The following is a 25,841-nucleotide window of genomic DNA, read 5'->3' on the forward strand; positions in this document are numbered from 1 at the left end:
GGCAAGTAAGGAAGAGAGGGTCGACGATGATCGATTCCACACACTCGTCTGCGGAGCGCGCAGAGGTCAGCACCGTCCGTGAGTCCGGACGTACGAGCGTCCTCGTCATCGGTGGCGGGATCAACGGGATCTCCACGTTCCGCGATCTGGCACTGCAGGGAGTGGACGTCGTCCTCGTCGAGCGCGGCGACTTCGCCTCCGGCGCGTCCTCCGCATCGAGCCACATGATCCACGGTGGGATCCGGTACCTCGAGAACGGTGAGTTCCGCCTCGTGCGCGAGTCCGTCGAAGAGCGCAACGGCCTACTCAAGATCGCCCCGCACTACGTCAAGCCGCTGCAGACGACGATCCCGATCTACTCCACCTTCTCCGGCATCCTCTCCGCTCCCCTGCGGTTCCTCACGCACAAGAGCGGCAAGCCGCAGGAGCGCGGCGCATTCCTCATCAAGGTCGGCCTCACGATCTATGACACGTTCTCGCGCGACGGCGGAATGGTCCCGCGGCACCGCTTCCTCGGTCGGAAGAAGTCGTTGGCCGAACTGCCTTCGCTCGACCCGCGGATCAAGTACACGGCGACGTACTACGACGCCTCCATGCATGACCCGGAGCGTCTCGCTCTCGACGTGCTCCAGGACGGACGCGCAGCTCACCCGGGCGCGCATGCGCTCAACTACGTCGAAGCGATCGCCCGCGACGGCGACAAGGTGATCCTCCGCGACCGAGAGAGCGGAACCGAGTTCTCCGTGCAGGCCGATGTCGTGGTGAACGCCTCGGGCCCCTGGACGGACTTGACGAACGATGCGCTCGGCGAGGACACGAAGTACATGGGCGGCACCAAGGGGTCGCACATCGTGCTCGACCACCCCGAGCTGCTCGAGGCCACGCAGGGCCGTGAGATCTTCTTCGAGCACTCCGACGGCCGTATCGTCCTGATCTACCCGCTCAAGGGGCGGGTCCTGGTCGGCACGACCGACATCGACGCCGACCCGCGCGAAGTGCCGGTGTGCACCGAGGAGGAGGTCGACTACTTCTTCGACCTGATCCACCACGTCTTCCCGACGATCCCGGTGGCGCGTGACCAGATCGTCTACAAGTTCTCGGGTATCCGCCCGCTGCCGCGTCATGAGGACACGGCACCGGGCTTCGTCTCCCGCGACTACCGCATCGAAGTCGACCAGAAGGGCGCGGTACCGCTCGTGAGCCTCGTCGGCGGCAAGTGGACGACGTTCCGCGCGCTCGGCGAGTCGCTCTCTGATGTCGTGCTCGGCCTGCTCGGTCGTACCAGGACCGTCTCGACGGCCGGGCGCGCAATCGGCGGCGGCCGCGAGTTCCCGCGTACGGAGAAGGCGAAGCGCCTCTGGGTCCAGGAGAACCTCGCCGGCGCCGGCGCACGTGCCGACCGCCTGATCGCACGCTACGGCACCCGCTCGGCCCAGGTCTGGGAGTATGTCGAGCAGGGTACCGACGAGCCGCTCGCGAAGGGCGACCTCTCGACCCGTGAACTCGAATGGATGGTGCACAACGAGATGGTGAGTCGACTCGAGGACGTCGTGCTGCGGCGCACCAGCATCGCCTTCACCGGAAACGCGGACGCCGAGGTCCTCGATGAGATCGCCGATGCGCTCGCACCGATGCTCGGCTGGGATCGCTCGCGTCACGACGCCGAGCTCGACCAGACACGTCAGCTGCTCAACGAGCGGCACGGACTCGATATCCAGTCCCGCACCCGCGGCTGACTGGACTTCGGACAGCCGCCCTCCTCGCGGCGCAACCCCCATAACGTGTCGGGGCAGAGGGGCCTCGACACACAAGAAAGGTCAAAGAAGACATGGCTGATGTGAATCTCGGTCTCTACTTCCTCTCGGAGTTGGTCGGCACAGCGATGCTCGTCCTCCTCGGATGTGGTGTCGTGGCCAACGTGGCCCTTGCGAAGAACAAGGGCTTCGGCGGCGGCTTCCTGATGGTCAACTGGGGATGGGGCCTCGCGGTCTTCGCCGGTGTGCTCGTCTCCGCGTACTCCGGTGCGATCATCAACCCGGCTGTCGGCATCGGACTCTTCGTCGCCGGCAAGATCTCGTTCGTGATGTTCCTCACCGCGACGGCGGCTGAGCTCCTTGGCGCGATCCTCGGTGCGATCGTCGTGTGGCTCGCCTACAAGCAGCACTTCGACGAGGAGCCGGAGGCCGCCAACAAGCTCGGCGTCTTCTCGACCGGTCCCGCGATCCGCTCCTACGGGTGGAACCTCGTCACGGAGATCATCGGAACGTTCGTCCTCGTGTTCGTCATCTTCGCGTTCGCGGACTACGGCGACATCCAGGTCGGCACGCCCGGAGGCCTCGGACCGCTCACCGCGCTCCCGGTCGCACTGCTCGTGGTCGGTATCGGCGCATCGCTCGGTGGTCCGACCGGCTACGCCATCAACCCCGCCCGTGACCTCGGCCCGCGCATCGCTCACGCGATCCTGCCGATCAAGGGCAAGGGCGCGAGCGACTGGTCCTACTCGTGGGTTCCCGTCGTCGGTCCGCTCATCGGTGGTGTGATCGCCGCACTCGCAGCGCCTGTGCTGCTCGGCCTCGCCGGCTGATCGACACCCCATCCGCACTGGAATTCAAAGGAGAGCACAAGTGGCTGACTACATCATCGCCATCGACCAGGGAACCACGTCGAGCCGCGCGATCATCTTCGACAAGAAGGGCAGCATCGTCGCGACCGGACAGAAGGAGCACGAACAGATCCTTCCGAAGGCCGGCTGGGTCGAACACGACGCGGCGGAGATCTGGCGCAACGTGCAAGAGGTCATCGGCTTGGCCCTGGGCCGCGCCGACCTGACGCGCCACGACATCGCGGCCGTCGGTATCACCAACCAGCGCGAGACCGCCGTCGTGTGGGACAAGAACACCGGCAAGCCGATCTACAACGCGATCGTCTGGCAGGACACCCGCACGCAGGAGATCGTCGACCGCCTGGCGGCCGACGGCGGTGTCGAGCGGTTCAAGCCGGTCGTCGGTCTGCCCCTCGCGACGTACTTCTCGGGGACCAAGATCGCGTGGATTCTGGAGAACGTCGAGGGGGCCCGCGAGAAGGCGGAAGCAGGCGACCTGCTCTTCGGCACCACCGACTGCTGGGTTCTCTGGAACCTCACGGGTGGCGCCGACGGAGGCGTGCACGCGACCGACGTCACCAACGCGTCCCGCACGATGTTCATGGACCTCGAAACCCTCGAGTGGCGCGATGACATCCTCGAAGCGTTCGGCGTGCCGCGCTCGATGATGCCGGAGATCCGTTCCTCGTCCGAGGTGTACGGCACCGCGGAGAGCTCCTCGCTTCTGCGGGAGACGCCGATCGCCGGCATCCTCGGCGACCAGCAGGCCGCGACGTTCGGGCAGGCCGCCTTCCAGACCGGCGAGAGCAAGAACACCTACGGCACGGGCTGCTTCCTGATCTTCAACACGGGCGAAGAAGTCGTCCACTCGAAGAACGGGCTGCTCACCACCGTCGGCTACAAGCTCGGCGACGGACCGACCCACTACGCACTCGAAGGATCGATCGCCGTCACCGGGTCGCTCATCCAGTGGCTGCGCGACCAGCTCGGCATCATCTCCTCGGCCCCCGAGGTCGAGAAGCTGGCGGAGCAGGTCGAGGACAACGGCGGCGTCTACATCGTCCCCGCTTTCTCGGGACTGTTCGCCCCCTACTGGCGTCCGGACGCCCGGGGCGCGATCGTCGGCCTCACCCGGTATGCGAACAAGAACCACATCGCGCGCGCCGCGCTGGAGGCCGTGGCCTTCCAGACCCGCGACGTGCTGGATGCGGTCAACGCCGATGCCGGTGTGGATCTGACGGAGCTCAAGGTCGACGGCGGCATGGTCGCCAACGACGCGCTCATGCAGTTCCAGGCGGACGTCCTCGGTGTCCCCGTCGTGCGCCCGGTCGTCGCCGAGACCACGGCGCTCGGTGCCGCCTACGCCGCCGGTCTCGCCGTCGGCTTCTGGAACGGTCTGGATGACCTCTCCGCGAACTGGCAGGAGGACAAGCGCTGGGAGCCGTCGATGGATGAAGCCGAGCGCGACCGCCAGCTCCGGTTGTGGCGCAAGGCCGTCACGAAGTCCATGGACTGGGTCGACGAAGACGTCAAGTAACAGCGTCGAGTGAAGCGAAGCGGGGTCGGAGTTCACCTCCGGACCCGCTTCTCGCGTCTTCCTGCATCCTCACGAGGAGGACGAGGCTTCGGCCCCGTGCTCCCCCGGAACCGCAGCCAGCACCGCGAGGAAGGCCCTGGCCACCGTCCGGGGCGCAGCCTGGTCCCAGACCACGTACTCGACGCGCCGGGGACCGTCGAGCACGTCGATGGTCACGACATCGGCGCCCGATCGCGCCACCGTCTCCCGTGCGAGAAGCGTGACCGCCAGCCCCGCCTCGACGAGCCCGAGGATGAGAGTGGCCGAGTCGGCTTCGAACGCGACATCCCTCGTCACTCCCGCGGACGTGAACGCGGCGTCGCTCTGCGCCCGGCCAGAGGTCGCTGCCGGGAAGTCCGCGAAGGTCTGATCGGCCAGGTCCTCGATCCGAATCGCTTCCGCGCCCGCAAGAGCGTGCCCGCGAGGGACCGCCGCCACGAGTCGGTCACGCGACAGGACACGTGATGCCACGCCGACCGGGTCCACGCCGTCGCGCAGGCCCAGAAGCGCCACATCGAGATCGCCGCGACGAAGCCGGGCGACGAGCGTGTCGCTGTTCCCCACCTGCAGTTCGACTCGTGCTTGTGGGTGTTGTCCACGAAAGGCCACGAGCACGGCGGGGAGATCGATTGCGGTCACGGTCGGGATGACACCGATGCGGAGAGTCCCCACCACCGCGCCGTCGACGGCGGCGGCATCCTCCCGCGCCTGCTCCGCTGCCCGGACCGCGGCACGCGCGTGCCCGACGAACGCTTCGCCGGCCTCGCTCAATCGAACGCTCCGACTCGACCTGATGAACAGTCGCAGGCCGAGTTCCCGCTCCAGTGCAGCGATCTGGTGGCTGAGAGCCGATTGAGTCACGAAGCAATGCTCGGCGGCCCTGGTGAAGCTGGAGGTGGCAGCCACCTCCACCACGTACCGGAGCTGTTGGAGTTCCATGTATCCATGATGAACCCTCATGCAAGCGGTGACAAACATGCGTTGGACTCATTGGCGCACGGCGCGCACGCTGGGGGTATGAACCGCGTGATGCTCGTGCTCCTCACCGCCCTCGCACCGATCTCCTGGGGGACCACCTATCTCGTGACGACAGAACTCCTCCCGCCCGGGCACCCTCTGTTCGCCGCGCTCCTGCGCTCCCTCCCCGCCGGGCTTCTCGCCGTCGTCCTGAGCCGACGGCTTCCGCACGGTTCGTGGTGGTGGAAGTCGATGGCACTCGGCGCACTCAACATCGGCGCGTTCTTCCCTCTCCTGTTCCTCGCTGCCGAACGCCTCCCCGGCGGGGTGGCGGCAGCGGTTGCCGGTGCTCAACCGGTCATCGTGCTGGCTCTCGGTTCGCTCGTGCTGCAGGAGCGCATCCGACCGCTCACCGCGGCTGCCGCCGTCGTCGGAGCAGGCGGTGTCGCCCTGGTCGTCCTCGGCCCTGCGGCGGATCTCGATCTCTGGGGAGTCCTCGCCGCGCTGGGCGGTGTCACCGCGACCGGAATGGGGATGATCCTCACCAAGCGCTGGGGCAGGCCGAGCGGGGTCGGGCCGGTGGCCTACGCCGGCTGGCAGCTCGGCGCCGGAGGGCTTCTGCTGCTACCGGTCACTCTGCTCGTCGAAGGGGTGCCATCGCGGATCGACGGTGAAGCCACGCTGGGGTACCTGTGGCTCGGCACGGTGGGCGGGATCGTCGCCTACTCGCTCTGGTTCCGCGGGGTCCAGCAACTGCCGGTGATCGTGCCGGGGCTCCTCGCGCTGCTCTCCCCGATCGTCGCGACCCTGCTCGGTGCGCTCGTCGCGGGCGAGTGGTTCACGCCACTCCAGGCCATCGGGTTCGTGCTGACGCTCGGCGCGTTGGTGCTGGGCCAGATCGTTGCGCGTCCGGCAGCAGGACCGGGACGTCCCGCCGCCTCGGCGGTCGCGCCCGTGCTCACCGCACCGCGCTGACCAGGCTCAGCCCTTGCCGAAGAGCTTCTGGATCTCCGCGAGATCGGCCTCGCTGGGAGCCTGGGGGGCATTGCCCAGCCCGAAGCCCGACCCCGTGGGTGCGGCCGAGGAGGTGATGCCCGCGTTCTCCGCAGCGCGCTTGGCCGGGTTGCCCGAACGAGAACCGCCGGAAGACTTGCCCTTCTTGCCCTTCCCCCGCTTCGAGGAAGCACCGGGACGTCCCATGCCGGGCACCGCACCCATACCGGGGATGTTGGGCGTGCCCCCTCGGGCCACCGTCTTCATCATCTTCGCGGCCTGCTCGAAGCGCTGCACGAGCTGGTTCACGTCGGTGACCGTCATGCCGGCACCACGGGCGATGCGCAGACGGCGCGAGCCGTTGAGCACCTTCGGGTTTCGCCGCTCCCCCGGCGTCATCGAACGGATGATGGCTTCGGTGCGATCGATCTCACGCTCGTCGAAGTCCTCGAGCTGCTGCTTCATCTGCCCCATGCCCGGAAGCATCCCGAGCATCTTCTTCATCGAACCCATCTTCTTCATCTGCTGAAGCTGGTCGAGGAAGTCCTCGAGGGTGAAGGCCTCGGTCGCAAGCTTCTCGGCCATCTTCATGGCCTCTTCCTCGTCGAAGGCCTGCTGGGCCTGCTCGATGAGGGTCAGGATGTCGCCGAGGTCGAGGATCCGGCTCGCCATACGGTCGGGGTGGAACGGCTCGAGGTCTTCGAGGCGCTCGCCCGTCGACGCGAAGATGATCGGACGGCCGGTCACGGAGGCCACGGAGAGAGCCGCGCCACCACGCGCGTCGCCGTCGAGCTTCGACAGCACGACGCCGGTGAAGTCGACACCCTCCTGGAACGCCTTGGCCGTGTTGACGGCATCCTGACCGATCATCGCGTCGATGACGAACAGGACCTCGTCGGGGGTGACCGCCTTGCGGATGTCGGCGGCCTGCTTCATGAGCTCGGCGTCGACGCCGAGACGGCCGGCCGTGTCGATGATCACGACGTCGTGCTGCTGACGTCGCGCATACTCGACACCATCGCGCGAGACCTTCACCGGATCCCCGACGCCGTTGCCGGGCTCCGGCGCGTAGATGGTGGCGCCGGCCTGCTCCGCCACGACCTGGAGCTGGTTGACGGCGTTCGGGCGCTGAAGGTCGGCGGCGACCAGGAGGGGCGTGTGCCCTTCGCCCTCGAGCTGCTTCGCAAGCTTGCCCGCGAACGTCGTCTTACCCGAACCCTGCAGACCCGCGAGCATGATCACGGTCGGAGCAGTCTTCGCGAACTGCAGCCGACGCTGCTCGCCGCCGAGGATCTGGACGAGCTCCTCGTTGACGATCTGCACGACCTGCTGCGCGGGGTTCAGCGCCTTGTTGACCTCGTCGCCGAGCGCGCGCTCACGCACTCTGGCGGTGAAGTCCTTGACGACGACGAGCGCGACGTCGGCGTCGAGCAGCGCGCGACGGATCTCCCGTACGGTGCCGTCGACGTCGGCCGCGGTGAGCTTTCCCTTCGTGCGAAGGTTGCGGAAGGTCTCGGTGAGCCGATCGGAGAGCGTGCCAAAGGTAGCCATGGTGCTGTCGATTCTACGCGAGCGGAGCCTCCACGCTCAGCGCGGCACGGAGCTCGGCCGCCTCGCGGGGTCAGTCCGACCAGGGAAGGTCGTGGATCGTCCCCAGCGCATCGGCGAGCAGGGCTTCCGGAGTACCCCGGCCGGCCCCCTGCTCGGCCCAGACCCGCAGCGATGAGAAGACGGCCGCGGCGTGCGCGGCGCCGAGGATGTCGGCACGCACCGCGTCGACCCCGGAACCGCGAGCCGCGCGCGACACCCCTGCAGAAAGCTTCGCCAGACGCAGACCGGTGTCGCGAACGAGTTCGTCCTCGAGCCCCATGGCTGCCGCGTTACGGAGCGCGAGAGCCAATGCATCGGGCGCGAAGTCTCGGACGACGAGCAGGAGGATGTCCCGGACGGCGTCGCCCGTCGCCCGTCTCCCCAGCTCGTCGAGGGACTCGATCGCGTGTCCGATCCGCTCGTCGACGCCCGACCACAGGACGTCGCTCTTCGAAGTGAAGTAATTGAAGAAGCTCGATCGGCTCACGCCTGCCCGCTGAGTGATGTCGGCGACGGAGGTTCCTTCATAGCCGCGCTCAAGGAAGAGCTCGCACGCGGCCTCCGCGAGCGTCTCGCGCGACGACGCCTTGGGGCGCCCTGCACGACCGATGGAACTCATCCCCTCACGCTACCGCGCGCGACCGTCATGCATCCGATACGCCTCATCGGGAGTATTGTTAGACCCGATCCAACTAATCGTTGATGGGAGACGTTCATGCTGGACATCCTCGCTCCGGGACTGGCTCCGGACCTCGTGCCGTACGCCGACGGGTGGGAGCTGCAGCGCCGCGTTCACACCGAGGTGGTGGACGGAAGTCGACCGGACACGCTGATCCTGCTCGAGCACGAGGCGGTCTACACCGCCGGCAAGCGCACCGAGCCGCACGAACGCCCTCAGGACGGAACACCCGTCATCGACGTCGACCGCGGGGGGAAGATCACCTGGCACGGACCCGGCCAGCTCGTCGGGTATCCCATCGTCCGGCTCCCCGAACCGATGGACGTCGTCGCTCACGTGCGGCGACTGGAACGCATCTTGATCGACGTGCTCCGCCCTCTCGGAGTGGACGGGTACCAGGTCGACGGACGGAGCGGCGTCTGGGTTCGTCGCCCGCTCTCGGAGGACAAGGTCGCGGCCATCGGCGTGCGAGTGCAGCAGGGCGTCACGATGCACGGTTTCGCGATCAACTGCGACAACAGCCTCGTGGGGTTCCGCGGGATCATCCCGTGCGGCATCACCGATGCCGGAGTCACCACCGTGAGCGAGATCGTCGGAGCCGACATCTCCCCCGCCGACGTCATCGATCACGTCACGACCGCCTTCCTCACCGAGTACGCAGGAGTTCCCGCATGACCGCCGCCCCCGAAGGACGCAAGCTCCTCCGATTGGAGGTCCGCAACGCCGAGACCCCCATCGAGCGCAAGCCCGAGTGGATCAAGACCAAAGCGAAGATGGGCCCCGAATACACGGCGCTGCACTCTCTCGTGAAGAGCGAGGACCTGCACACGGTGTGTCAGGAAGCCGGCTGCCCGAACATCTACGAGTGCTGGGAGGACCGGGAGGCGACGTTCCTCATCGGGGGCTCGCAGTGCACCCGCCGCTGCGACTTCTGCCAGATCGACACCGGCAAGCCCGACGCCTACGACACCGACGAGCCCCGCCGCGTCGCCGAGAGCGTCGTGCGCATGAACCTCCGCTACGCCACGGTGACGAGCGTCGCGCGGGACGACCTCCCCGACACGGGCGCCTGGCTCAACGCCGAGACCGTCCGGAAGATCCACGAGCTCAATCCGAACACCGGCGTCGAACTGCTCGCGAACGAGCACAACGCCGATCCGGCCTTCCTCGGGCAGATCTTCGATGCCCGCCCTGAGGTGTTCGCGCACAATGTCGAGACCGTGCCCCGCATCTTCAAGCGCATCCGTCCGGCGTTCCGCTACGAGCGCTCACTCGATGTGCTCACGCAGGCCCGCGACGCCGGTCTGATCACGAAGTCGAACCTGATCCTGGGGATGGGCGAGGAACCGGAGGAGGTCGTCCAGGCGTTGCACGACCTCCATGACGCCGGCTGCGACATCATCACGATCACGCAGTACCTGCGTCCGTCACCGCGCCATCACCCCGTCGCGCGCTGGGTGAAGCCGGCCGAGTTCGTGGAGTTCAAGGAAGAGGCCGAGCGCATCGGCTTCCTCGGCGTCCTCGCCGGCCCCCTCGTGCGCTCGTCTTACCGTGCGGGTCGTCTGTGGGCACAGTCGATGGTGTCGAAGGGACGGGAGATCCCCGAGCACCTCGCGCATATCGCGGACAGCGCGGACCTCGGTTTCGCACAGGCCGTCTGACCACGCCCGGGTCGCAGGCGCCACCCGCGGCGGTGGCGCCTCAGTCGGCGCTCATCACCGACTGGACGGAACCGTCCGAGCCGAGGTTGACGAGCAGGACATCGTCGGACGAGCTGTCGTCCAGGGCGTACTCGAGCACGGCGAAGGGTTCCGAACCGCCGTGCTCGTCGGCCAGGATCGTCATGCTCATCAGTCGGAGCGAGCGGATGATGTCCACCGCGGCGTCGCCCGACACATCGACGAGGACGTCAGGGAGGTCGTCGCCGTAGGCCTCCTGCTGCTGCAGGATGTACTCGGTCACCTCGCTGGTGCGGTCGTCCACCTCGGCCAGCATGCCGCGACGTGCCGTCCCGTCCACGTTCTCGAGGCCGGCGATGAGGCCGGCGGCGATGTCGAGCGCGTCGGCGGACACATCGTCCTGGTCCGGAGCGGTCAGATCGACGGTGACGCTCTGGTCACCGAGCTCCACGGTCTCCGACCAGAAGATCGAGCCGTCGGGACCCGAGGACAGGAGTCCGAAGTAGTCGTGTTCGATCGCCATAACGCTATGAAACCAGCCTCGTGCTCACGGCGGTAGTCCCGTCCTCAGCCGACCAGGGATTGGACGAAGACATGAGGCGTGAAACCGGTGAGATCGTCGATCCCCTCCCCCTGCCCGAGGAGCTTGACCGGGATACCGGTGCGCTCTTGAACGGCCAGCACGAACCCGCCCTTGGCCGAGCCGTCGAGCTTGGTGAGGACGAGCCCCGTGACGCCCGCGTGCTCGAGGAAAGCCTCTGCCTGCATCACGCCGTTCTGCCCGGTGGTCGCGTCGAGGACGAGAAGGACCTCGCTGATGGGCGCCTGCTTCTCGATCACCCGCCGCACCTTGGTGAGCTCGTCCATGAGACCGCCCTTGGTGTGCAGACGCCCGGCGGTGTCGATGATCGCGATCTCGATGCCTTCGCGCTTGGCGTACTCGACAGTCTGGAAGGCGACGGAGGCGGGATCCTGACCTTCCTGCTGCGGGCGGACGATCGCTGCACCCCCGCGCTGCGCCCACGTGGCGAGCTGATCGACCGCAGCAGCACGGAACGTGTCCGCCGCACCGACCACGACACTGCGCTGGTAGCCGCGGAGGAACTTCGTGAATTTGCCGATGGTCGTGGTCTTGCCGACGCCGTTGACCCCGACGACCAGCACGACGGCAGGACGCTCGGTGAGCTTGAGGGTGGTGTCGAACTTCGCGAAGTGCTCCTCCAGGGTCTCCCGCAGCATCCGCTGCAGGTCCTGAGGATCGGTGGTGCGGTACTTGTCGACCTTCGCACGCAGTTCCTCGACGACGCGCTCACTGATGTCGGGACCGAAGTCCGCGGTGATCAGCGCTGTCTCGAGGTCCTCCCACGTGGTCTCATCGATCGTGGGTTTGACGAACATGCCGCGCAGTGCGCGACCGAGTGACCAAGACTTCTCCGCCATCCCTCCAGCCTACGGGTAGCGCGGGCGAATCGACCGCGAAGCCGACCTCGATCGGTCAGACGGCGGCGGCCGCCCTGTCTCCGACCCGCTGCCCGACGACCGCAGACACGCCGTCCTGACGCATCGAGACACCGTAGAGCGCATCCGCGATCTCCATCGTGCGCTTCTGGTGGGTGATGATGAGCAGCTGGGAGCTCTCCCGCAGCTGCTCGAACACCGTGAGCAACCGCCCGAGGTTCGCGTCGTCCAGCGCGGCCTCGACCTCGTCGAGGATGTAGAACGGGCTCGGTCGCGCCTTGAAGATCGCCACGAGCAGCGCGACGGCGGCCAGCGAACGCTCACCGCCGGAGAGGAGCGACAGCCTCTCGATCTTCTTCCCGACCGGACGCACCGACACCTCGATGCCGGTCGTCAGCAAGTTGTCGGGATCGGTCAGCGAGATGCTCCCGGTCCCGCCCGGGAAGAGCAGCGGGAAGACCTGGCCGAAGGCCTCCTTGGTGTCTTCGAAGGCGCTCGCGAAGATCGTCTCCATCCGCTCGTCGAGGTCGGCGATGATCGTCAGGAGGTCCTCCCGCGTCTGCGTCAGGTCGGCGAGCTGCTCCGTGAGGAAGGCATGGCGCTGTTCGAGCGCAGCGAACTCCTCGAGCGCCAGAGGGTTCACCCGGCCGAGTTGCGCGAGCTTCCGCTCCGCCTCGGCCAGACGACGCTGCTGGATGCGACGATCGAACGGGATGGCGGTGTCGTCGTGCGCGTCCTCGGCGGCCTGTTCCGTCCCCGGATCACGAGGAACCAGCTGATCGGGACCATATTCCGCTACAAGAATATCTTCGTCGAGTGACAGCTCGGACGACACCCGCTCGAGCAGGCTGCTCAGGTGCAGCTTCTTCTCGTGGATCTGCAGTTCGAGCCCGTGCACGCTCTCCGTCAGCCCCGCCAGGCGTTCCCGGAGCGACGTCTCCTGGGCACGCAGGGCAACGAGTTCCTGGTTCTGCGCCGACCGCGCCGCCTCGGCTTCGGCGAGAGCGACACGGGCTTCGGTGACCGATCGGTCGAGCGAGTCGAGGATGCGCGGGAGTTCGTCGGCCACCCCGGAGGCTGCCTCGCGCTGAGCGCGACGGATCACGGCACGGCGTGCGGCTTCCGCCGCGGCATCCCGCTCCTGTTCGCGTTGCCGTTCGAGACTCGCCACCCTCGCCTGGGCGGCGCGCACCCGCTCACGCAGAGTCTCGATCTCGAGACGTGAGCGCAGTTCTCCCTCCCGGGCGAGTTCGAGCGCCTCCAGGAGTCCGTCGCGAGCGGAAGCGTCGAGTACCGGGCGCGGTGTGGCGATCGCCTCGTCCAGTGCGGCTTTCGCATCGGTGGCCTTCGCCTCGGCGTCGGCAACGGCGGTCTGCGCCTGGGCGAGCCCCGTCTCGAGTCGTTCGCATTCGGCGACCGCGGACTCGTGCCGCACCGTGACCCGGTTCAGCTGCTCCGCATGCGTGGCGAGAGCGGCGTCGTGTTCGCGGAGAGCCCGCAGCGCATCCTTCGCCTGGCGCCGGGCCGTCTCCACCGCTTCGTTCGCATCCTCCCGAGCCTCACGGAGGGAGTCGACCACGATCTGGACCTCGGCGAGGCGTTCCGCTGCGGCATCCCGCTCCGCGGCGAGCTCGAGCCGTGAGCGCTCGCCTCCGGACCCGGTTCGCAGGGTGTGCGCCGTGATCACATCGCCACCGACAGTCACGATCGTCGTGGACGTGTCACCCGCCGTGTCGAGCGCTGTGCGCGCAGCACGAGCCGCATCCAGGTCGTTCGCGATGAGGACATGGGACAGGATGCCGAGAACACCATCGGGGGCGGTGACGGTCTCCACCGCAGGCGTGACACCGTCGATGGGTGCGACGACCACGGACCGGGGGGCAGGTACGTCCGCGACGACGAAGTCGACCACTCCCCGGCGATGCTCGGCCGCCTGCTCGGCCTGCGCGAAGGCATCGGCGGCGGTATCGATGAGCACGCCCTCGGCGAGCGGGCCCAGCACCGCCGCGATCGCTGCTTCGAAGCCGGCGCGGACCTGCACGGAGTCACCGACGAGCCCGCGCACGCCCCGCCCGCCGGCTTCGACGACCTCTGCCGCTCCACCGGACAGCGCCAGTGCACTGCTCAGCGCGGCGGCCTTCGCCGTCAGAGCATCGACCTCACGCTCAGCGGTGTGCAGGCGCTCGCGCAGGGTCTCCCGTTCCGCTTCCGCCGCCGTGGAGGCGCGTTGGGCACTGTCGTACGCGGCGGCGTACTCGACGGCGGTGCCCTCGGGCGCCTCGGCATCGTCGATCGCCTCGAGCGCCTCCGCGGCCTCCCGACGACGCATGTTCGCCGCTTCGAGCGCATTCTCCTGCCGGAGAACGGCCCCACGCACCGCGGCGAGGGCGGAGGAGGCCGCGTCGGCCGTGCCACGCAGCGCGGAGATGCGCATGTCGTACTCGGAGACGAGTGCGCTCTGCTCGGCGATGTCCACGTCGAGCGTGTCCAGTTCTGCGCGGGCCTGCACCACTTCGCGGCTCGCCGACGCGGCCGCGTCCTGCGCATCCCCCAGCCCCGCGGAGATCACGTCGATCTCTTCCTTCGCCTCGTCGATCGTGGCCTGAGTGACGGTGACCGTGGTGACGGCGGCGTCGTCCTCCTCCGATCCGAGCAAGGCGAGGCGCTGATTCGCCAGCGTGTAGAGGCCGCGCATCCGCTCCTGCACCTGCTCCAGCCCGAAGGCGACGCTGCGCGCCTCGTCGACGGCGACCGAGTTCTGCTCGTGCTCGAGGCGCGCGATGCTCGCCCGCACCGTCTCCGCCTGGTCCGACAGCACCAGGCGTTCGGTGTGGCGTTCGTGCTCGGTGCGCGTGTGGTCGGCCAGAGCGGTACGCAGAGCGACCACGTCGTCGGCGAAGATCCTCGCCTTGGCATCACGGACCACGGCGGCGATGGTCTGCGCCTCCCGCGCGATCTCCGCCTGGCGCCCCAGGGGTTTGAGTTGGCGCCGGATCTCTCCGGCGAGGTCGCTCAGACGAGTGAGATTGGTCTGCATGGCGTCGAGCTTGCGGAGGGTCTTCTCCTTGCGTCGCCGATGCTTGAGGATTCCGGCGGCCTCCTCGATGAAGCCCCGTCGATCTTCCGGAGAGGCCTGCAACACCGTGTCCAGACGTCCTTGACCCACGATCACGTGCATCTCGCGCCCCAGACCTGAGTCGCTCAAGAGCTCCTGCAGGTCGAGAAGACGGCAGCCCTCGCCGTTGATCGCATACTCGCTCGAACCGTTCCGGAACAGCGTGCGGCTGATCGTCACCTCGGCGTACTCGATCGGCAGAGCGCCGTCGGCATTGTCGATGGTGAGCTGCACCTCGGCGCGCCCGAGCGGACCGCGGGTCGAGGTGCCCGCAAAGATCACGTCCTCCATCTTGCCGCCGCGCAGGGTCTTCGCCCCCTGCTCCCCCATCACCCAGGCGAGGGCGTCGACGACATTGGACTTTCCGGAGCCGTTCGGACCGACGATGCAGGTCACACCGGGCTCGAACACGAAACTCGTCGGCTGCGCGAACGACTTGAACCCTTTGAGCGTCAGGCTCTTCAGATGCATGCGGGCACCGCTCGTCCGGGGAGAATCACGCGGCTACGCTACCGGAATTCCGGGCCGGAACGGTGATCCCGCGCGGATGCCCACGGAACCGGATGGCGGCGCGACACGCCGAGTCCGAGACGAGATGCTTGACGTCTCCGGCGCGCGTTCGCTACGGTGGCGTGCGGATCGCCACACGAAAGGAGGTTACCGATGATGATTCAGCTCAACGCACAGGCCACTGGCCTCGCCGCGCCCGCGCATTTCGCGCCGCGCCCTGCGTTCTCGGTAACCGCCGGCGTCCGCTCGAGCGCGCTCTGCTAGAACCGCACCCCGAGAATCCCGGCCCGTAGTGGGCCGTCTCCGGTCGGTCCTTCCGCGCCCCACCCTCTGATCTGCTCCAGATCACGGATCTTCCGCCGCCTTCGGCATCTGCGTCTTCGCAGACCCGAGGAGCCGCATCCCTCCGCACCGTCCCCGACTGCTTCGGCGGTCGCGCGTCGGTGCTTCCGCACCCCATCTCACCGTCACTCACGAAGGAATCACCGTGAACACCACGTTGCACCGCAGCGTCTCCCACCCGCCCGATATCGAGGACCGTGAGGTCCTCCAGATCCCCCGTCCCGACGAACTGCGCCGCCTCTCGCTCGCGGATCGTCTCTCCCTCCGGATCGGCCTCTGGCTGTTCCAGAGGGCGCAGCGCCCGCAGCGACACCGCCGCGGCCTGTACATCGACCCGTCCGAGCTGTTCCTCCTCGGAGAGCAGCGCCACCGCTCCGCCGCCGAGTCGTCCGCCCTGCTGACGTTCGACATGCAGCGGGGGATGCGCTGACGGACGTCCGGCTGTGACAGCTCCCCCATCCCCCGCGCCGCATCCGCCCGTGCTCGTCACGGGCGGATGCGGGCACCCGCTCCACACACCGGCTCCCTCGGAAGCCCCACTCGAAGGAAAAGACATGACGACCATCGAACCGACGATCACCCCCCTGGTGGTGCCGGTCTCCCTGGACGATGACGACGCCGCGGACTTCCGCGCATACGGCGAACTCAACCGGCGAATCTGCGACGAGCAGGTCGGTCTGCCCGATCTCGCTCCGGACGCCGCGCAGATGCTCCCGGACTGGCAGGACGACACCGATTCACTCGACCTCGGTTTCGTCGCCCGCGTGGACGACGAGATCGTCGGGATGATCACGGTCTCCTTCGCGCAGGAGGCCGAGGCGCATGCCGCGGAGCTCGACCTGCTGGTGCCGGAAGCGCACTGGGGCCGGGGCGTCGAGGATGCCCTGCTCGCCCGCGCCGAAGCGGAAGCGCGTGCGCGTGGTCGGAGTCTTCTGCAGCTCTGGAGCCTCCACCGGCCGAAGGAAGCCGACCGGATGCTCGTTCCGCGCACCGGGTGGGGTCGCATCCCGGCGACCCCGCTCTCCGACCTGGCCGAGGCGAACGGGTTCGTCCTGGAGCAGGTCGAGCGCAACAGCGAGTTCGACCTCCGGAGCGACCCTGCCCCCTTGCGCACCGCGCTGGACGACGCGCTCGCAGTGGCCGGAGCCGACTATCGCGTCATCGAGTGGAACATGCCGACCCCGCCGGAGCTGCGGGACGGCTTCGCCGGGGTCCTCGCGCGGCTGTCGACGGATGCGCCGAGCGGCGACATGGACTTCCCGGAGGAGGCCTGGGACGCGGAGCGCGTCGTGCGCCGCGAAGCGCGTCTCCTCGGTGCAGGTCAGGCCGTCTCGGTCGTCGCCGTCGAACACGTGTCCACCGGAGAGCTCGTCGCCTACAACGAGCTTCTCATCGCGGCCGACCGCACCGGGGTCACGCACCAGTTCGGCACTCTGGTCAGTAAGGACCACCGGGGGCATCGTCTCGGCACGATCGTGAAGTGTGCGAATCTGCTCCGCTGGCGGGAGCTGATGCCGGATTCCACCGTGGTCTCCACCTTCAACGCGGAGGAGAACCGGCCGATGCTGAACATCAATGAGGCGATCGGCTTCGTCCCGGTGTCCTACGCCGGCGGCTGGCAGCGCGCTCTCTGAGACACGTGCGGGCCCGATCTCATTCGACGGGATGACCTCGGGTCCGCATCGTCATCCGCCAGGCCGACGACCCAGGGCGGGGCTGCGGAGAGGCTGGGATCATGAATGTTCCTGTGATCGAAGCCCACGCCCTCAGCAAGACCTTCGGGATGACCCGCGCACTCGCCGGTGTCGACCTCGCGATCGGTCGCGGCGAGTCCGTCGCGATCATGGGTGCCTCCGGTTCCGGCAAGACAACGCTCCTGCACGTTCTGGCAGGTATCACCGCGCCCGATGCGGGAAGTGTCGTCTTCCGTCCGGCCGAAGGCGCGCCGATCGAGGTCACCGCCCTCGGGGAGTCCGCCCGTTCCCGGCTCCGGCGCGAGCGGTTCGGCTTCGTCTTCCAGCAGGGACTCCTCATCCCGGAGCTCACCGCCGTGGAGAACGTCGCCCTCGCCTCCATGATCAACGGTGTCCGGCGACGGGATGCCGTCCCGCACGCGGCCTCCTGGCTCGCCGCGCTCGGGCTCGCCGGGATGGAGGAGCGTCGGATCGGCGAGCTGTCGGGCGGGCAGGCCCAGCGGGTGGCCATCGCCCGTGCGCAGGCCACCGGTGCAGAGCTGGTCTTCGCCGACGAACCGACCGGCGCCCTCGACTCGCAGACGTCGTCCGAGGTGATGGACGCACTCCTGTGGTCGACGACAGGTCAAGGGCGGACACTCGTCGTCGTGACCCACGACCCCGATGTCGCCGCGCGCTGCACCCGGACGATCGCCGTCCGCGACGGTCGCATCATCCCCTCGGCGGTGGCCGCGTGAACGGTAACGTCCTGTCCATGCTGCTGCGCCCTGCTCCCGGGCAGAACAGCGTGCTCGCGCTCCCGGTCATCGCGTTCGGTGTCGTGACGACGCTCGTCCTGACGGTGATCGGTGGAGCCCAGTCGTTCTGGGGGTGGTCCGATGACTACGCCCCTCTGTATCAGGCGCTCGCCGCGATCGCCCTCGTGCTTCTCGTCGTCCCGCTGATTTCGCTCGGCGGCGCGGCGGCACGCCTGTCGGCGCGGCGCCGTGACGAACGACTCTCGACACTTCGCCTGCTGGGGGTCACTCCCGGTGGCGTCACCGTGGTCACGGTCGCCGAGTCTGCCCTCGTCGCCGCCGCCGGAGCACTCGCCGGTGTCCTCGGGCACCTCGCGATCAGCCCTCTGATCGGGCTCATCCCCTTCCGGGGCGAACCGCTCGGGTTCGGCGCGGTCATCCTTCCACCGCCACTGATCGCCCTCGTCTTCGCCGGTGTGCTCGTGCTCGCGTCCGCGAGTGCGGTCATCGGCCTCCGTCGCGTCGTGATCTCACCACTCGGTGTCCGGACCCGCACGACCGTGTCGAGCGTGCACTGGATCCGCGCCCTTCTCGCTGCCGGCGCCATCGCCATCGCCTTCGTGCTGATCTCGGTGTTCCCGTCGATCGGCGGCTTCGTCATCACCGTCGTCGTCCTCGCCGGACTGTTCGGCGCCGCCCTGGCCGTCCTCAACGTGATCGGCCCCTGGGTTCTCAAGGTCTCGGCGTCCCGCCAGCTGCGTCGTGCCGAACAGCCCGAGCGGTTGCTCGCGGCACGCATCGTTCTCGACTCACCGAAAGCGGCCTGGCGTCAGGTCGGCGGCATCGCGATGGCGAGCTTCATGGCCGTGTTCGCAGGCACCGGCGTCGCGCTGATGAATGTGATGACGAGCGCGGATGCATCCGCCGCCGACTTCGCCCTCGCCCGTGATATCCGCACGGGTCTCATCATCACGTTGATCGGCTCTTTCCTCATGGTCGCCGCCTCCGTCGGGGTCAATCAGGCATCGGACGTGCTCGACCAGCGGGAGCTGCATCGCAGCCTCCATCACCTGGGCATGCCGGTGGAGACGGTGGATCGTGCCCGCCGTCGCGCGATCATGTCTCCCCTGCTCGTCACGGCGATCGGCTCGGCTCTGGTCGCGGCGCTCCTGGTGTTCCCGCTCGTCGGGATCGCCGTGATCACCGCGCCCGTGTCGGTGCTGACGATCAGCGCTGTGGTCGGTGTCGGCATCGCCCTCGTGTGGGCCAGCACCTGGGCGACCCGTCCGCTTCTGCGAAAGGCGTTCCGGACCGCGTGACGCGAAGAGTTCAGCGCCGACGCTGGCAGGACGGGCAGAAATGCGATGAGCGGTTCATGAACGACACACGACGGATACTCGTGCCGCATCGTGCGCAGGGTTCTCCCTGTCGCCCGTAGGCGTTGAGGGAGTGAGCAAAATAACCCGCCTGCCCGTTGACGTTGACGTACTGGGCGTCGAAACTCGTCCCGCCCTCGGCAAGTGCCTTCTCCAGCACGCTGCGCACTTCGGCCAGCAGTCTGCGCACCGACGGCGTCGACAGGCGGGCCGCGGGGGTCTCGGGGTGGATGCGCGCCGCCCAGAGGGACTCGTCGGCGTAGATGTTGCCGATACCGCTCACCACGCCCTGATCGAGGAGGACCCGCTTGATCGCGCTGCCACGCCGGGCGAGCGCCGCGCGGAAGGCGTCGTCGTCGAAGCGGCGATCGAGCGGGTCGCGGGCGATGTGGACGACTTGGGTCGGAATCCTCGAACCGCCGTCGTCCACCAGGGCGTCGACCGCGAGCGAGCCGAAGGTGCGCTGGTCTGCGAACACGATAGCGAGTTCGCCATGTTCGGGATGCTCGATGCCGATGCGCACACGTTCGTGTCGCTCCGCGGTAGCCTCCGGCGCGCGCAGGAGCATCTGCCCACTCATCCCCAGGTGCGCGATCAACGCGGAGTCGTCATCATCGAGCGGAAGCCAGAGGAACTTCCCCCGGCGAGAGGCCGCGGCGAAATGTCGCCCCTCGAGCCGGACGACGAAATCCTCGGCGCCGGCGGAGTGCCGCGTGAGCGCGCGTTCATCGAGCACGCTCACCGAGGTGATCAGGGATCCGACAGCGGCCGGCGCGAGGCCGGCGCGGACGACCTCGACTTCAGGGAGCTCAGGCACGCGCGCTGAGCGTGCGCCAGGCGCTGAGGGCAGCCGCCATCTCCGCGGTCTTCTTGCTGCTGCCGGTGCCGGTCATGGTCACGTCACCGACCACGACGGTCGCCGTGAAACGACGGTCATGATCGGGACCGCTCGCCTCGATCGAGTACTGGGGCGGCGTCGCACCGACGCGGGCGGCGAGTTCCTGCAGACTCGTCTTGGGATCCATCGCCGCGCCGTAGCGCTCCGGGTCGGCGAGCAGCGGCTTCGTGAGACGCAGCACGAGTTCCGTGGCCGCATCCGGTCCTGCGGAGAGATAGGTGGCCCCGATCACCGCTTCCATGGTGTCGGCGAGGATCGAATCCTTGTCGCGACCACCGGTCTGCTCTTCTCCGCGTCCGAGCAACAGGTGACTGCCGAGATCGATCCCCCGCGCCACCTCTGCAAGTGCGACGGTCGAGACGACGCTCGCACGTCGCTTCGCCAGTTCACCCTCGTCGAGGTCCGGGTGCGTGGTGAACAGCATGACGGTCACCGCCTGCCCGAGCACCGAGTCGCCGAGGAACTCCAGGCGCTCGTTGTGCGGTATCCCGCCGTGCTCATACGCGTAGGAGCGGTGGGTGAGGGCCAACCCCAGAAGCTCCGCGTCGATCTCGACGCGGAGCTTATCTGGGAGAGGTCTCGTCCCCCCGGGGACCTCCGTCACGGTTCGCGACTCAGACGTCGGCGACCTTGCGGCCCTTGTACTCCAGGAAGAGCTCGGTGCCCTGCGAGTCCGTGACGACCTTCGCCTGGTGCGGACGGCTGTAGACGACCTGACCGTTCTCGATGGTCTTGACGAGGGCGACGGGAGCCGCCTTCCACTGCGCGCGGCGCGAGCGGGTGTTCGAACGGGAAACCTTGCGCTTCGGGGGGTTACCAGCCATGACTAGCTCTCTTCTTTCTCGGCGGCGCGAGATTCTTCCGCGCCGTCTTGGTCTGTGATGTTCTGGAGCGCACTCCATCGAGGATCGATGGGAGCCACCTGCTCCGTTCCGGTGCTCACGGCCAGTCGCTCACCCGTTTTCGGGTCGAGACCCGGGCAATCCGGCTGACACACCGGCTGAAAAGGAAGCGACAATACGGCCGCATCCCTGACGAGAGTTTCAAGATCCACGTGGTCGTCTTGAACCTCGAAGTCAGTTTCTTCCTCACCAGGATACGCGAAAAGCTCCTGGAACTCGACTTCGACGGGCCGGGCGATGTCGATCAGGCATCTGCCGCAGACGCCGACGTATTCTGCATCGGCCGTTCCGGACACGAGAATCCCCTCGTGAACGGACTCCAGCCGCACGTCGAGGGCCATCTCGGAGCCGGCTTCGAACGTCACGATGCCCTCTCCCCATGCCTCTTTGAGAGCCACGGAGAACTCGTGTTCACGCATCTCCCCCGGTCGCCGGACGATGTCGCGGACGGGGAGCACGAAGGGACCGTTCATTCGAGAGCGCACTCCGCCATGCTACTCGGGTCGCCCCAGGGTCGCGCCGAGCCCGTACTCAGGAACGGCGGTCAGATTCCGCGGGCGCCCGTGTCGAGGAAGTCGGCAACCGCCGGCGGAACGAACGGTGCGACGTCGCCGCCAAGCGAAGCGACCTGACGCACCAGGGAGCTCGAGACCATCGCATGCGAGGGATCGGGCAGCAGGAACACGGTCTCGATGCCGGCAAGGTGCCGATTCACGATCGCCATCGGAGACTCGTACGCGACGTCGATCTGGGAGCGGATGCCCTTCACGAGCACACCGGCGCCGACATCGCGCGCATAGTCGACCAGCAGACCCATGGTCCATGACCCGATCACGATGTTCCCCGACATCCCGTCGTCGGCGATCGAACGCTCCAGCAGCGACAGGCGCTGTGCGATCGGGAGCATCGCCTCCTTGCCCGGGTTGTGCACCACGAGCACGTGGAGCTCGTCGTACAGGGCCGCGGCCCGACGGATCACATCGAGATGACCCAGGGTCGGCGGATCGAAGGAACCCGGGACGACGGCGATCCTGCTGCTCATGCCACCAGCCTAGGGCACCTCGCGCGCACCTCAGTTCTTCGCGAGCGCCGCACGGTCCTCGTCACTCACGCGGCGGGCGATGGCCTCACGCAGGCCCGGATGCGCGTCGAGAGCAGGATCGGCCACGAGGATCGTCTCGGCCAGTTCACGCGCTCGGGTGATGAGACCCGCATCCTTCACGACACGGAGGAGCTTCAGCGAGGAACGCACCCCGGCTTGCGCCGCGCCGAGCACATCGCCCTCGCCGCGCAATTCCAGGTCGACCTCTGCCAGTGCGAACCCGTCGAGCGTCGCCGCGACCGCGTCGACGCGATCCCGCGCGAGGGAGCCGGATTCCGCTTCGGTGACCAGCAAGCAGAGACCAGGCACGCCGCCACGGCCGACGCGCCCTCGCAGCTGATGCAGCTGGGACACACCGAACCTGTCGGCATCGAGCACGATCATCGTCGATGCATTCGGCACATCGACGCCGACCTCGATGACCGTGGTCGCCAGGAGCAGATCGATGTCACCGCGCGCGAACGCCTGCATCACCGCATCCTTCTCTTCCGAAGGCATCCGGCCGTGGAGCACGGCACGACGGATCCCGCCGAGCGTCGGATGCGTCGCCAGCGCCTCGTCGAGCTGCACCACCCCCCACCGGGGGCCGGAGGCCCCATCGGGGGCGAGAGGCGGCTGCTCACCGGCCTCCGCGGTCTTCTTGGCGGTATCGATCGCGGCGCACACGGCGAAGACCTGGCGGCCCTGTGCGATCTCCTCTGCCGCGCGCTCCCAGACCCGGTTGAACCATCCCGGGTGCTCGGCCAGCGGTGCCACGAAGGACTCGATGCCTGCACGGCCGGCCGGCATCGTCCGGATGACCGAGGTGTCGAGGTCGCCGAACACCGTCATCGCCACCGTTCGCGGGATCGGCGTCGCCGTGAGGACCAGTGCGTGCGGACTCGACCCCTTGGCGCGAAGTGCCTCACGCTGTTCGACGCCGAAGCGGTGCTGCTCGTCCACCACCACGAGGCCGAGATCGGCGAAGGTGGTCTTCTCCCCCAGCAAGGCGTGCGTGCCGACCACGATGAGCGCCTGACCCGAGGCGACCCGGAGGGCGGCCTTGCGTCTCTCGGCAGCGGGAAGCTGCCCGGTCAGCAGCGTGGGCATCAGCAGCGGCGCCAGTTCCGGGCCCAGCATCTTCGCGATCGAACGCAGATGTTGGCCGGCCAGAACTTCAGTGGGGGCGATCAGAGCGGCCTGGCCTCCGCTCTCGGCGACCTGCAGCATCGCCCGCAGCGCGACGAGGGTCTTACCCGAACCGACCTCACCCTGGACGAGCCGGTTCATCGGCCAGGATCCCATCAGGTCGGCCGCGATCTGCGCGCCGACCGTCTCCTGATCGGGCGTCAGCGTGTAGGGCATCGCCGCGTCGAAGCGCTCCAGGAGTCCGCCGGGACCGGCTGGACGAGCCGTCGCCGAGAGCGCCCGGACCGCATCCCGCTGCTGCAGGAGCGCCGTCTGCAAAATGAGAGCCTCATGCATCCGGAGAGTGCGGACCGCCGGATCGATGTCGTTGCGCGTCCGCGGGCGGTGGATACGTTCGAGCGCCTCGCCGGCCGTGAGCAGCTCTTCGCTCTCGCGGATGTCCTTCGTCAGCGGGTCGGGCACCTCGGCGAGGTCGTCCAGCACCCGTCCGATGAGCCGGGCGATCTGCCAGGTCTGGATCGTCGAGGTGGCCGGATAGATCGGGATGGGAACAGCCGCACGCGCGTCTGCGCTCCGCCGCGCGGAGTCTTCATCGTCGAAGAGCTCGTACTCCGGATGCGCGAACTGCGTCACTCCGTTGAACTCTCCGACCTTTCCGGAGAACACTCCCCGCCGTCCGACGGCGAGATCTTTGGAGCGCCATTCCGCGGCCCCGACGTTCTTCGCGAAGAACGTGAGCGACATGCGTCCGATGCCGTCTCCGATCACCACGTCGACCATGGCTCCCGGACGGTTGCGCATGCGCCGGAAGCTCGATGAGAGCACCTCTGCCACGATGGTCACCGTCTCCCCGAGCGGCAGATCACGGATCGGGGTGAGCTCACCCGGGTCGGCGTACCGGCGCGGGTAGTGCGCCAGGAGGTCACCGACGCTCCGCATGGCGAACGCACGACCGAGCGTCTTGGCAGACGCCGCGCCGAGCGCGTCCTCCAGCGAGGAATCGAGCGAGAGCGACATGCTCCGAGTCTAGGGAACCCGACCGACACCGGCCGTACCGCTGCTGTCGTATCGTGAACGGGTGACGAGGATCATCGCGGGCAGAGCCAGGGGCACTCGACTCGACGTACCCGGTGCGGGAACGCGCCCCACAAGCGACCGTGTGCGTGAGTCGCTCTTCGGCGCGCTCGAGTCACTGAGTGCCATCGACGGAGCCCGGGTCCTCGACCTGTATGCAGGTTCCGGTGCTCTCGGCCTCGAGTCGCTGAGCCGGGGCGCGGCGTCGGCGGAGTTCGTGGAGCGCGGACGGCAGGCTGCCGCGATCGTGCGCCGCAATGCCGCGGCCGTGGCGAAGGCCGGCGGCATGGCGCCGGGCCGTGTGCACGAGGGCGCGGTCCGCACGTTCCTGCAGCGGGCGACCGGCCCCTTCGATCTGGTCTTCAGCGATCCGCCGTACGACCTCGACGATGCCGCGATGACAGCGGATCTCGTCGCGCTCGCGCCGCTCCTGTCCCCCGATGCCGTCGTCGTGGTCGAACGTGCACGCCGATCCACGCCACCGGACTTTCCCGCCGCCGGCCTCGACCTGTTCCGGGAGAAGACCTACGGCGACACCGCCCTCTGGTGGGCCGAGCCCCGGGCGGACGACGAGCCGAAGACGTCCGACGCTCAGCCCGAGACCGAGTCCCAGTCGCGATAGGGGTCCCACCCGCTGACCTCGACCGGCGAACCGTCGCACAGCAGGTCCTCCTCGCCGCGCGGAAGCACCCGTCCGATCGCACGGAAGCCCGGCGGAAGCGCATCCGCGGGGAAAGTCGCGAGCAGCGCATGGTCCTCGCCACCGGCGATCGCACGCTCGGGGTCATCACCGAGCGTCTCGCGGTCGAGCGCGATGGTGACCTCGGAGGCCGCAGCCATCCGCCGGGCGTCGAGGGCGAGCCCGTCCGACACATCCATCATCGCGCTGGCGCCGGCCGCTGCGGCGACCGCACCGAGTCCGATCGGCGGAGAGGGGCGCAATTGCGCGGCCACCGCCGCGCTCTCCCCTGCGGCGAGCATCGCCGGGTCGACCGCCACCGGTACGTCTCCGTCACGAAAGCGTCCGAACAGCACCGCCAGTCCGTGCGCGGCGTGGCCGAGTTCTCCCGCCACCGCGACGACGTCGCCAGGACGCGCCCCGCTGCGGGTCACCGGCGCCCTGCCTTCGAGATCTCCGAGCGCCGTCACAGCGACCGTCAGCACATCCGACACCGTCAGATCCCCTCCGACGACCGCACAACCGGGCGCGAGGGCGTCACAGGCGTCCCGGAAGCCGTCTGCGAGCCTTTCCACGAAGGAGAGTCGGAGATCGGCGGGCACGGCCAACGCGACGAGGAGTGCCGTCGGACGTGCGCCCATCGCAGCGACATCCGCCAGATTCACGGCCGCGGCCTTCCAGCCGAGGTCGTATCCGCTCGACCAGGCAAGGCGGAAGTCGGGTCCGTGCACCAGGGTGTCGGGGGGGGGG

General features: G+C 68.2%; 24 protein-coding genes. 11 read left to right on the top strand and 13 right to left on the bottom strand.

Features of this window, described 5'->3' with window-relative positions:
• Positions 1–26: 26 nt before the first annotated feature.
• From ACLF6J_RS02980 to glpK, 3 genes are all read left to right on the top strand, one after another.
• Entirely contained in the window at positions 27–1,736 is a 1,710-nt protein-coding gene (locus ACLF6J_RS02980; protein ID WP_134353650.1) for a glycerol-3-phosphate dehydrogenase/oxidase, read from the top strand.
• Between the two features lie 92 nt (positions 1,737–1,828).
• Complete coding sequence (locus ACLF6J_RS02985) at positions 1,829–2,584, top strand: MIP/aquaporin family protein (RefSeq protein ID WP_047523385.1); 756 nt, start codon at positions 1,829–1,831, stop codon at positions 2,582–2,584.
• 40 nt (positions 2,585–2,624) lie between these two features.
• On the top strand, positions 2,625–4,139 hold the full coding sequence (glpK, locus tag ACLF6J_RS02990; RefSeq protein WP_131490940.1) for a glycerol kinase GlpK: 1,515 nt from the start codon (positions 2,625–2,627) through the stop codon (positions 4,137–4,139).
• Between the two features lie 69 nt (positions 4,140–4,208).
• Here glpK and ACLF6J_RS02995 read toward each other — a convergent pair whose 3' ends face one another.
• Entirely contained in the window at positions 4,209–5,117 is a 909-nt protein-coding gene (locus tag ACLF6J_RS02995) for a LysR family transcriptional regulator (protein WP_134353649.1), read from the bottom strand.
• Between the two features lie 78 nt (positions 5,118–5,195).
• On the opposite strand from ACLF6J_RS02995, the gene ACLF6J_RS03000 reads away from it, so the two are divergent.
• On the top strand, positions 5,196–6,110 hold the full coding sequence (locus tag ACLF6J_RS03000; protein WP_421076822.1) for an EamA family transporter: 915 nt from the start codon (positions 5,196–5,198) through the stop codon (positions 6,108–6,110).
• A 6-nt stretch (positions 6,111–6,116) separates the two neighbouring features.
• Here ACLF6J_RS03000 and ffh read toward each other — a convergent pair whose 3' ends face one another.
• Together ffh and ACLF6J_RS03010 are read right to left on the bottom strand one after the other, a co-directional pair.
• Positions 6,117–7,679, bottom strand: a complete 1,563-nt coding sequence (gene ffh / locus ACLF6J_RS03005) for a signal recognition particle protein (protein WP_047523388.1) — start codon at positions 7,677–7,679, stop codon at positions 6,117–6,119.
• A 70-nt stretch (positions 7,680–7,749) separates the two neighbouring features.
• Positions 7,750–8,337: a TetR/AcrR family transcriptional regulator gene (locus tag ACLF6J_RS03010; RefSeq protein ID WP_134353646.1), complete on the bottom strand. Its 588-nt coding sequence runs from the start codon at positions 8,335–8,337 to the stop codon at positions 7,750–7,752.
• Positions 8,338–8,433: 96 nt separating this feature from the next.
• On the opposite strand from ACLF6J_RS03010, the gene lipB reads away from it, so the two are divergent.
• Together lipB and lipA are read left to right on the top strand one after the other, a co-directional pair.
• Positions 8,434–9,072 carry a lipoyl(octanoyl) transferase LipB gene (gene lipB / locus ACLF6J_RS03015; protein ID WP_134353645.1) on the top strand — a complete coding sequence of 213 codons (639 nt, stop codon included), beginning with the start codon at positions 8,434–8,436 and terminating at the stop codon, positions 9,070–9,072.
• The gene (gene lipA, locus ACLF6J_RS03020; protein ID WP_047523391.1) at positions 9,069–10,058 is read left to right on the top strand and encodes a lipoyl synthase; all 990 of its coding nucleotides are present in this window, start codon (positions 9,069–9,071) and stop codon (positions 10,056–10,058) included. The genes lipB and lipA overlap by 4 nt, the downstream gene beginning before the upstream one ends.
• Positions 10,059–10,098: 40 nt before the next feature.
• Here the strand turns inward: lipA and ACLF6J_RS03025 are convergent, their stop codons facing one another.
• From ACLF6J_RS03025 to smc, 3 genes are read right to left on the bottom strand one after another with little or no spacing between them, the layout of a single operon-like run.
• A complete protein-coding gene (locus ACLF6J_RS03025; RefSeq protein WP_047523392.1) occupies positions 10,099–10,599 on the bottom strand; it encodes a DUF2004 domain-containing protein in 501 nt (166 codons plus the stop codon).
• A 44-nt stretch (positions 10,600–10,643) separates the two neighbouring features.
• Complete coding sequence (gene ftsY / locus ACLF6J_RS03030) at positions 10,644–11,516, bottom strand: signal recognition particle-docking protein FtsY (protein ID WP_047523393.1); 873 nt, start codon at positions 11,514–11,516, stop codon at positions 10,644–10,646.
• 55 nt (positions 11,517–11,571) lie between these two features.
• Positions 11,572–15,120 carry a chromosome segregation protein SMC gene (smc, locus tag ACLF6J_RS03035; protein ID WP_134353644.1) on the bottom strand — a complete coding sequence of 1,183 codons (3,549 nt, stop codon included), beginning with the start codon at positions 15,118–15,120 and terminating at the stop codon, positions 11,572–11,574.
• A 526-nt stretch (positions 15,121–15,646) separates the two neighbouring features.
• On the opposite strand from smc, the gene ACLF6J_RS03040 reads away from it, so the two are divergent.
• The 4 genes from ACLF6J_RS03040 to ACLF6J_RS03055 all read left to right on the top strand — a co-directional run bounded on the left by ACLF6J_RS03040 (position 15,647) and on the right by ACLF6J_RS03055 (position 19,251).
• Complete coding sequence (locus ACLF6J_RS03040) at positions 15,647–15,931, top strand: hypothetical protein (RefSeq protein WP_047523395.1); 285 nt, start codon at positions 15,647–15,649, stop codon at positions 15,929–15,931.
• A gap of 124 nt (positions 15,932–16,055) precedes the next feature.
• Complete coding sequence (locus tag ACLF6J_RS03045; protein WP_134353643.1) at positions 16,056–17,135, top strand: GNAT family N-acetyltransferase; 1,080 nt, start codon at positions 16,056–16,058, stop codon at positions 17,133–17,135.
• A 101-nt stretch (positions 17,136–17,236) separates the two neighbouring features.
• Entirely contained in the window at positions 17,237–17,932 is a 696-nt protein-coding gene (locus ACLF6J_RS03050) for an ABC transporter ATP-binding protein (RefSeq protein WP_131490931.1), read from the top strand.
• Positions 17,929–19,251 (top strand): FtsX-like permease family protein, encoded by a 1,323-nt coding sequence (locus ACLF6J_RS03055; protein ID WP_421076823.1) that lies wholly within the window; start codon positions 17,929–17,931, stop codon positions 19,249–19,251. Before ACLF6J_RS03050 ends, ACLF6J_RS03055 begins: the two co-directional genes overlap by 4 nt.
• Before the next feature lie 10 nt (positions 19,252–19,261).
• Here the strand turns inward: ACLF6J_RS03055 and mutM are convergent, their stop codons facing one another.
• The 6 genes from mutM to ACLF6J_RS03085 all read right to left on the bottom strand — a co-directional run bounded on the left by mutM (position 19,262) and on the right by ACLF6J_RS03085 (position 24,355).
• Positions 19,262–20,125 (bottom strand): bifunctional DNA-formamidopyrimidine glycosylase/DNA-(apurinic or apyrimidinic site) lyase, encoded by an 864-nt coding sequence (mutM, locus tag ACLF6J_RS03060; RefSeq protein ID WP_134353641.1) that lies wholly within the window; start codon positions 20,123–20,125, stop codon positions 19,262–19,264.
• Entirely contained in the window at positions 20,118–20,810 is a 693-nt protein-coding gene (gene rnc / locus ACLF6J_RS03065) for a ribonuclease III (protein WP_047523957.1), read from the bottom strand. The genes mutM and rnc overlap by 8 nt, the downstream gene beginning before the upstream one ends.
• Before the next feature lie 10 nt (positions 20,811–20,820).
• Positions 20,821–21,030 (bottom strand): 50S ribosomal protein L32, encoded by a 210-nt coding sequence (gene rpmF, locus ACLF6J_RS03070; RefSeq protein ID WP_017830754.1) that lies wholly within the window; start codon positions 21,028–21,030, stop codon positions 20,821–20,823.
• Positions 21,031–21,032: 2 nt separating this feature from the next.
• Complete coding sequence (locus ACLF6J_RS03075; RefSeq protein ID WP_134353640.1) at positions 21,033–21,581, bottom strand: YceD family protein; 549 nt, start codon at positions 21,579–21,581, stop codon at positions 21,033–21,035.
• Between the two features lie 71 nt (positions 21,582–21,652).
• Positions 21,653–22,150, bottom strand: a complete 498-nt coding sequence (gene coaD, locus ACLF6J_RS03080; RefSeq protein WP_047523955.1) for a pantetheine-phosphate adenylyltransferase — start codon at positions 22,148–22,150, stop codon at positions 21,653–21,655.
• 30 nt (positions 22,151–22,180) lie between these two features.
• Positions 22,181–24,355: an ATP-dependent DNA helicase RecG gene (locus ACLF6J_RS03085; protein WP_134353639.1), complete on the bottom strand. Its 2,175-nt coding sequence runs from the start codon at positions 24,353–24,355 to the stop codon at positions 22,181–22,183.
• Positions 24,356–24,416: 61 nt separating this feature from the next.
• Here ACLF6J_RS03085 and rsmD point away from each other — a divergent pair, with 61 nt between their 5' ends.
• Entirely contained in the window at positions 24,417–25,034 is a 618-nt protein-coding gene (rsmD, locus tag ACLF6J_RS03090) for a 16S rRNA (guanine(966)-N(2))-methyltransferase RsmD (RefSeq protein WP_134353638.1), read from the top strand.
• Here rsmD and thiL read toward each other — a convergent pair.
• The coding region (gene thiL / locus ACLF6J_RS03095) for a thiamine-phosphate kinase (protein WP_421076824.1) at positions 25,004–25,841 on the bottom strand (838 nt) is incomplete at its 5' end. The genes rsmD and thiL overlap by 31 nt on opposite strands.

It is taken from the genome of Microbacterium sp. IO18 (genome assembly GCF_049099505.1).
GTDB classification, from domain to species: Bacteria; Actinomycetota; Actinomycetes; order Actinomycetales; family Microbacteriaceae; genus Microbacterium; species Microbacterium aurugineum.

Excerpts from the sequence above, each read along its gene's own strand:
- ffh (WP_047523388.1), bottom strand. The coding sequence starts at position 7,679 with ATGGCTACCTTTGGCACGCTCTCCGATCGGCTCACCGAGACCTTCCGC.
- lipB (WP_134353645.1), top strand. The coding sequence starts at position 8,434 with ATGCTGGACATCCTCGCTCCGGGACTGGCTCCGGACCTCGTGCCGTAC.
- ftsY (WP_047523393.1), bottom strand. The coding sequence starts at position 11,516 with ATGGCGGAGAAGTCTTGGTCACTCGGTCGCGCACTGCGCGGCATGTTC.
- smc (WP_134353644.1), bottom strand. The coding sequence starts at position 15,120 with ATGCATCTGAAGAGCCTGACGCTCAAAGGGTTCAAGTCGTTCGCGCAG.
- ACLF6J_RS03010 (WP_134353646.1), bottom strand. The coding sequence starts at position 8,337 with ATGAGTTCCATCGGTCGTGCAGGGCGCCCCAAGGCGTCGTCGCGCGAG.
- ACLF6J_RS03045 (WP_134353643.1), top strand. The coding sequence starts at position 16,056 with ATGACGACCATCGAACCGACGATCACCCCCCTGGTGGTGCCGGTCTCC.
- rpmF (WP_017830754.1), bottom strand. The coding sequence starts at position 21,030 with ATGGCTGGTAACCCCCCGAAGCGCAAGGTTTCCCGTTCGAACACCCGC.
- ACLF6J_RS03050 (WP_131490931.1), top strand. The coding sequence starts at position 17,237 with ATGAATGTTCCTGTGATCGAAGCCCACGCCCTCAGCAAGACCTTCGGG.
- ACLF6J_RS03000 (WP_421076822.1), top strand. The coding sequence starts at position 5,196 with ATGAACCGCGTGATGCTCGTGCTCCTCACCGCCCTCGCACCGATCTCC.
- ACLF6J_RS02980 (WP_134353650.1), top strand. The coding sequence starts at position 27 with ATGATCGATTCCACACACTCGTCTGCGGAGCGCGCAGAGGTCAGCACC.
- ACLF6J_RS03025 (WP_047523392.1), bottom strand. The coding sequence starts at position 10,599 with ATGGCGATCGAACACGACTACTTCGGACTCCTGTCCTCGGGTCCCGAC.
- ACLF6J_RS02985 (WP_047523385.1), top strand. The coding sequence starts at position 1,829 with ATGGCTGATGTGAATCTCGGTCTCTACTTCCTCTCGGAGTTGGTCGGC.
- lipA (WP_047523391.1), top strand. The coding sequence starts at position 9,069 with ATGACCGCCGCCCCCGAAGGACGCAAGCTCCTCCGATTGGAGGTCCGC.
- ACLF6J_RS03085 (WP_134353639.1), bottom strand. The coding sequence starts at position 24,355 with ATGTCGCTCTCGCTCGATTCCTCGCTGGAGGACGCGCTCGGCGCGGCG.
- coaD (WP_047523955.1), bottom strand. The coding sequence starts at position 22,150 with ATGAGCAGCAGGATCGCCGTCGTCCCGGGTTCCTTCGATCCGCCGACC.
- ACLF6J_RS03075 (WP_134353640.1), bottom strand. The coding sequence starts at position 21,581 with ATGAACGGTCCCTTCGTGCTCCCCGTCCGCGACATCGTCCGGCGACCG.
- ACLF6J_RS02995 (WP_134353649.1), bottom strand. The coding sequence starts at position 5,117 with ATGGAACTCCAACAGCTCCGGTACGTGGTGGAGGTGGCTGCCACCTCC.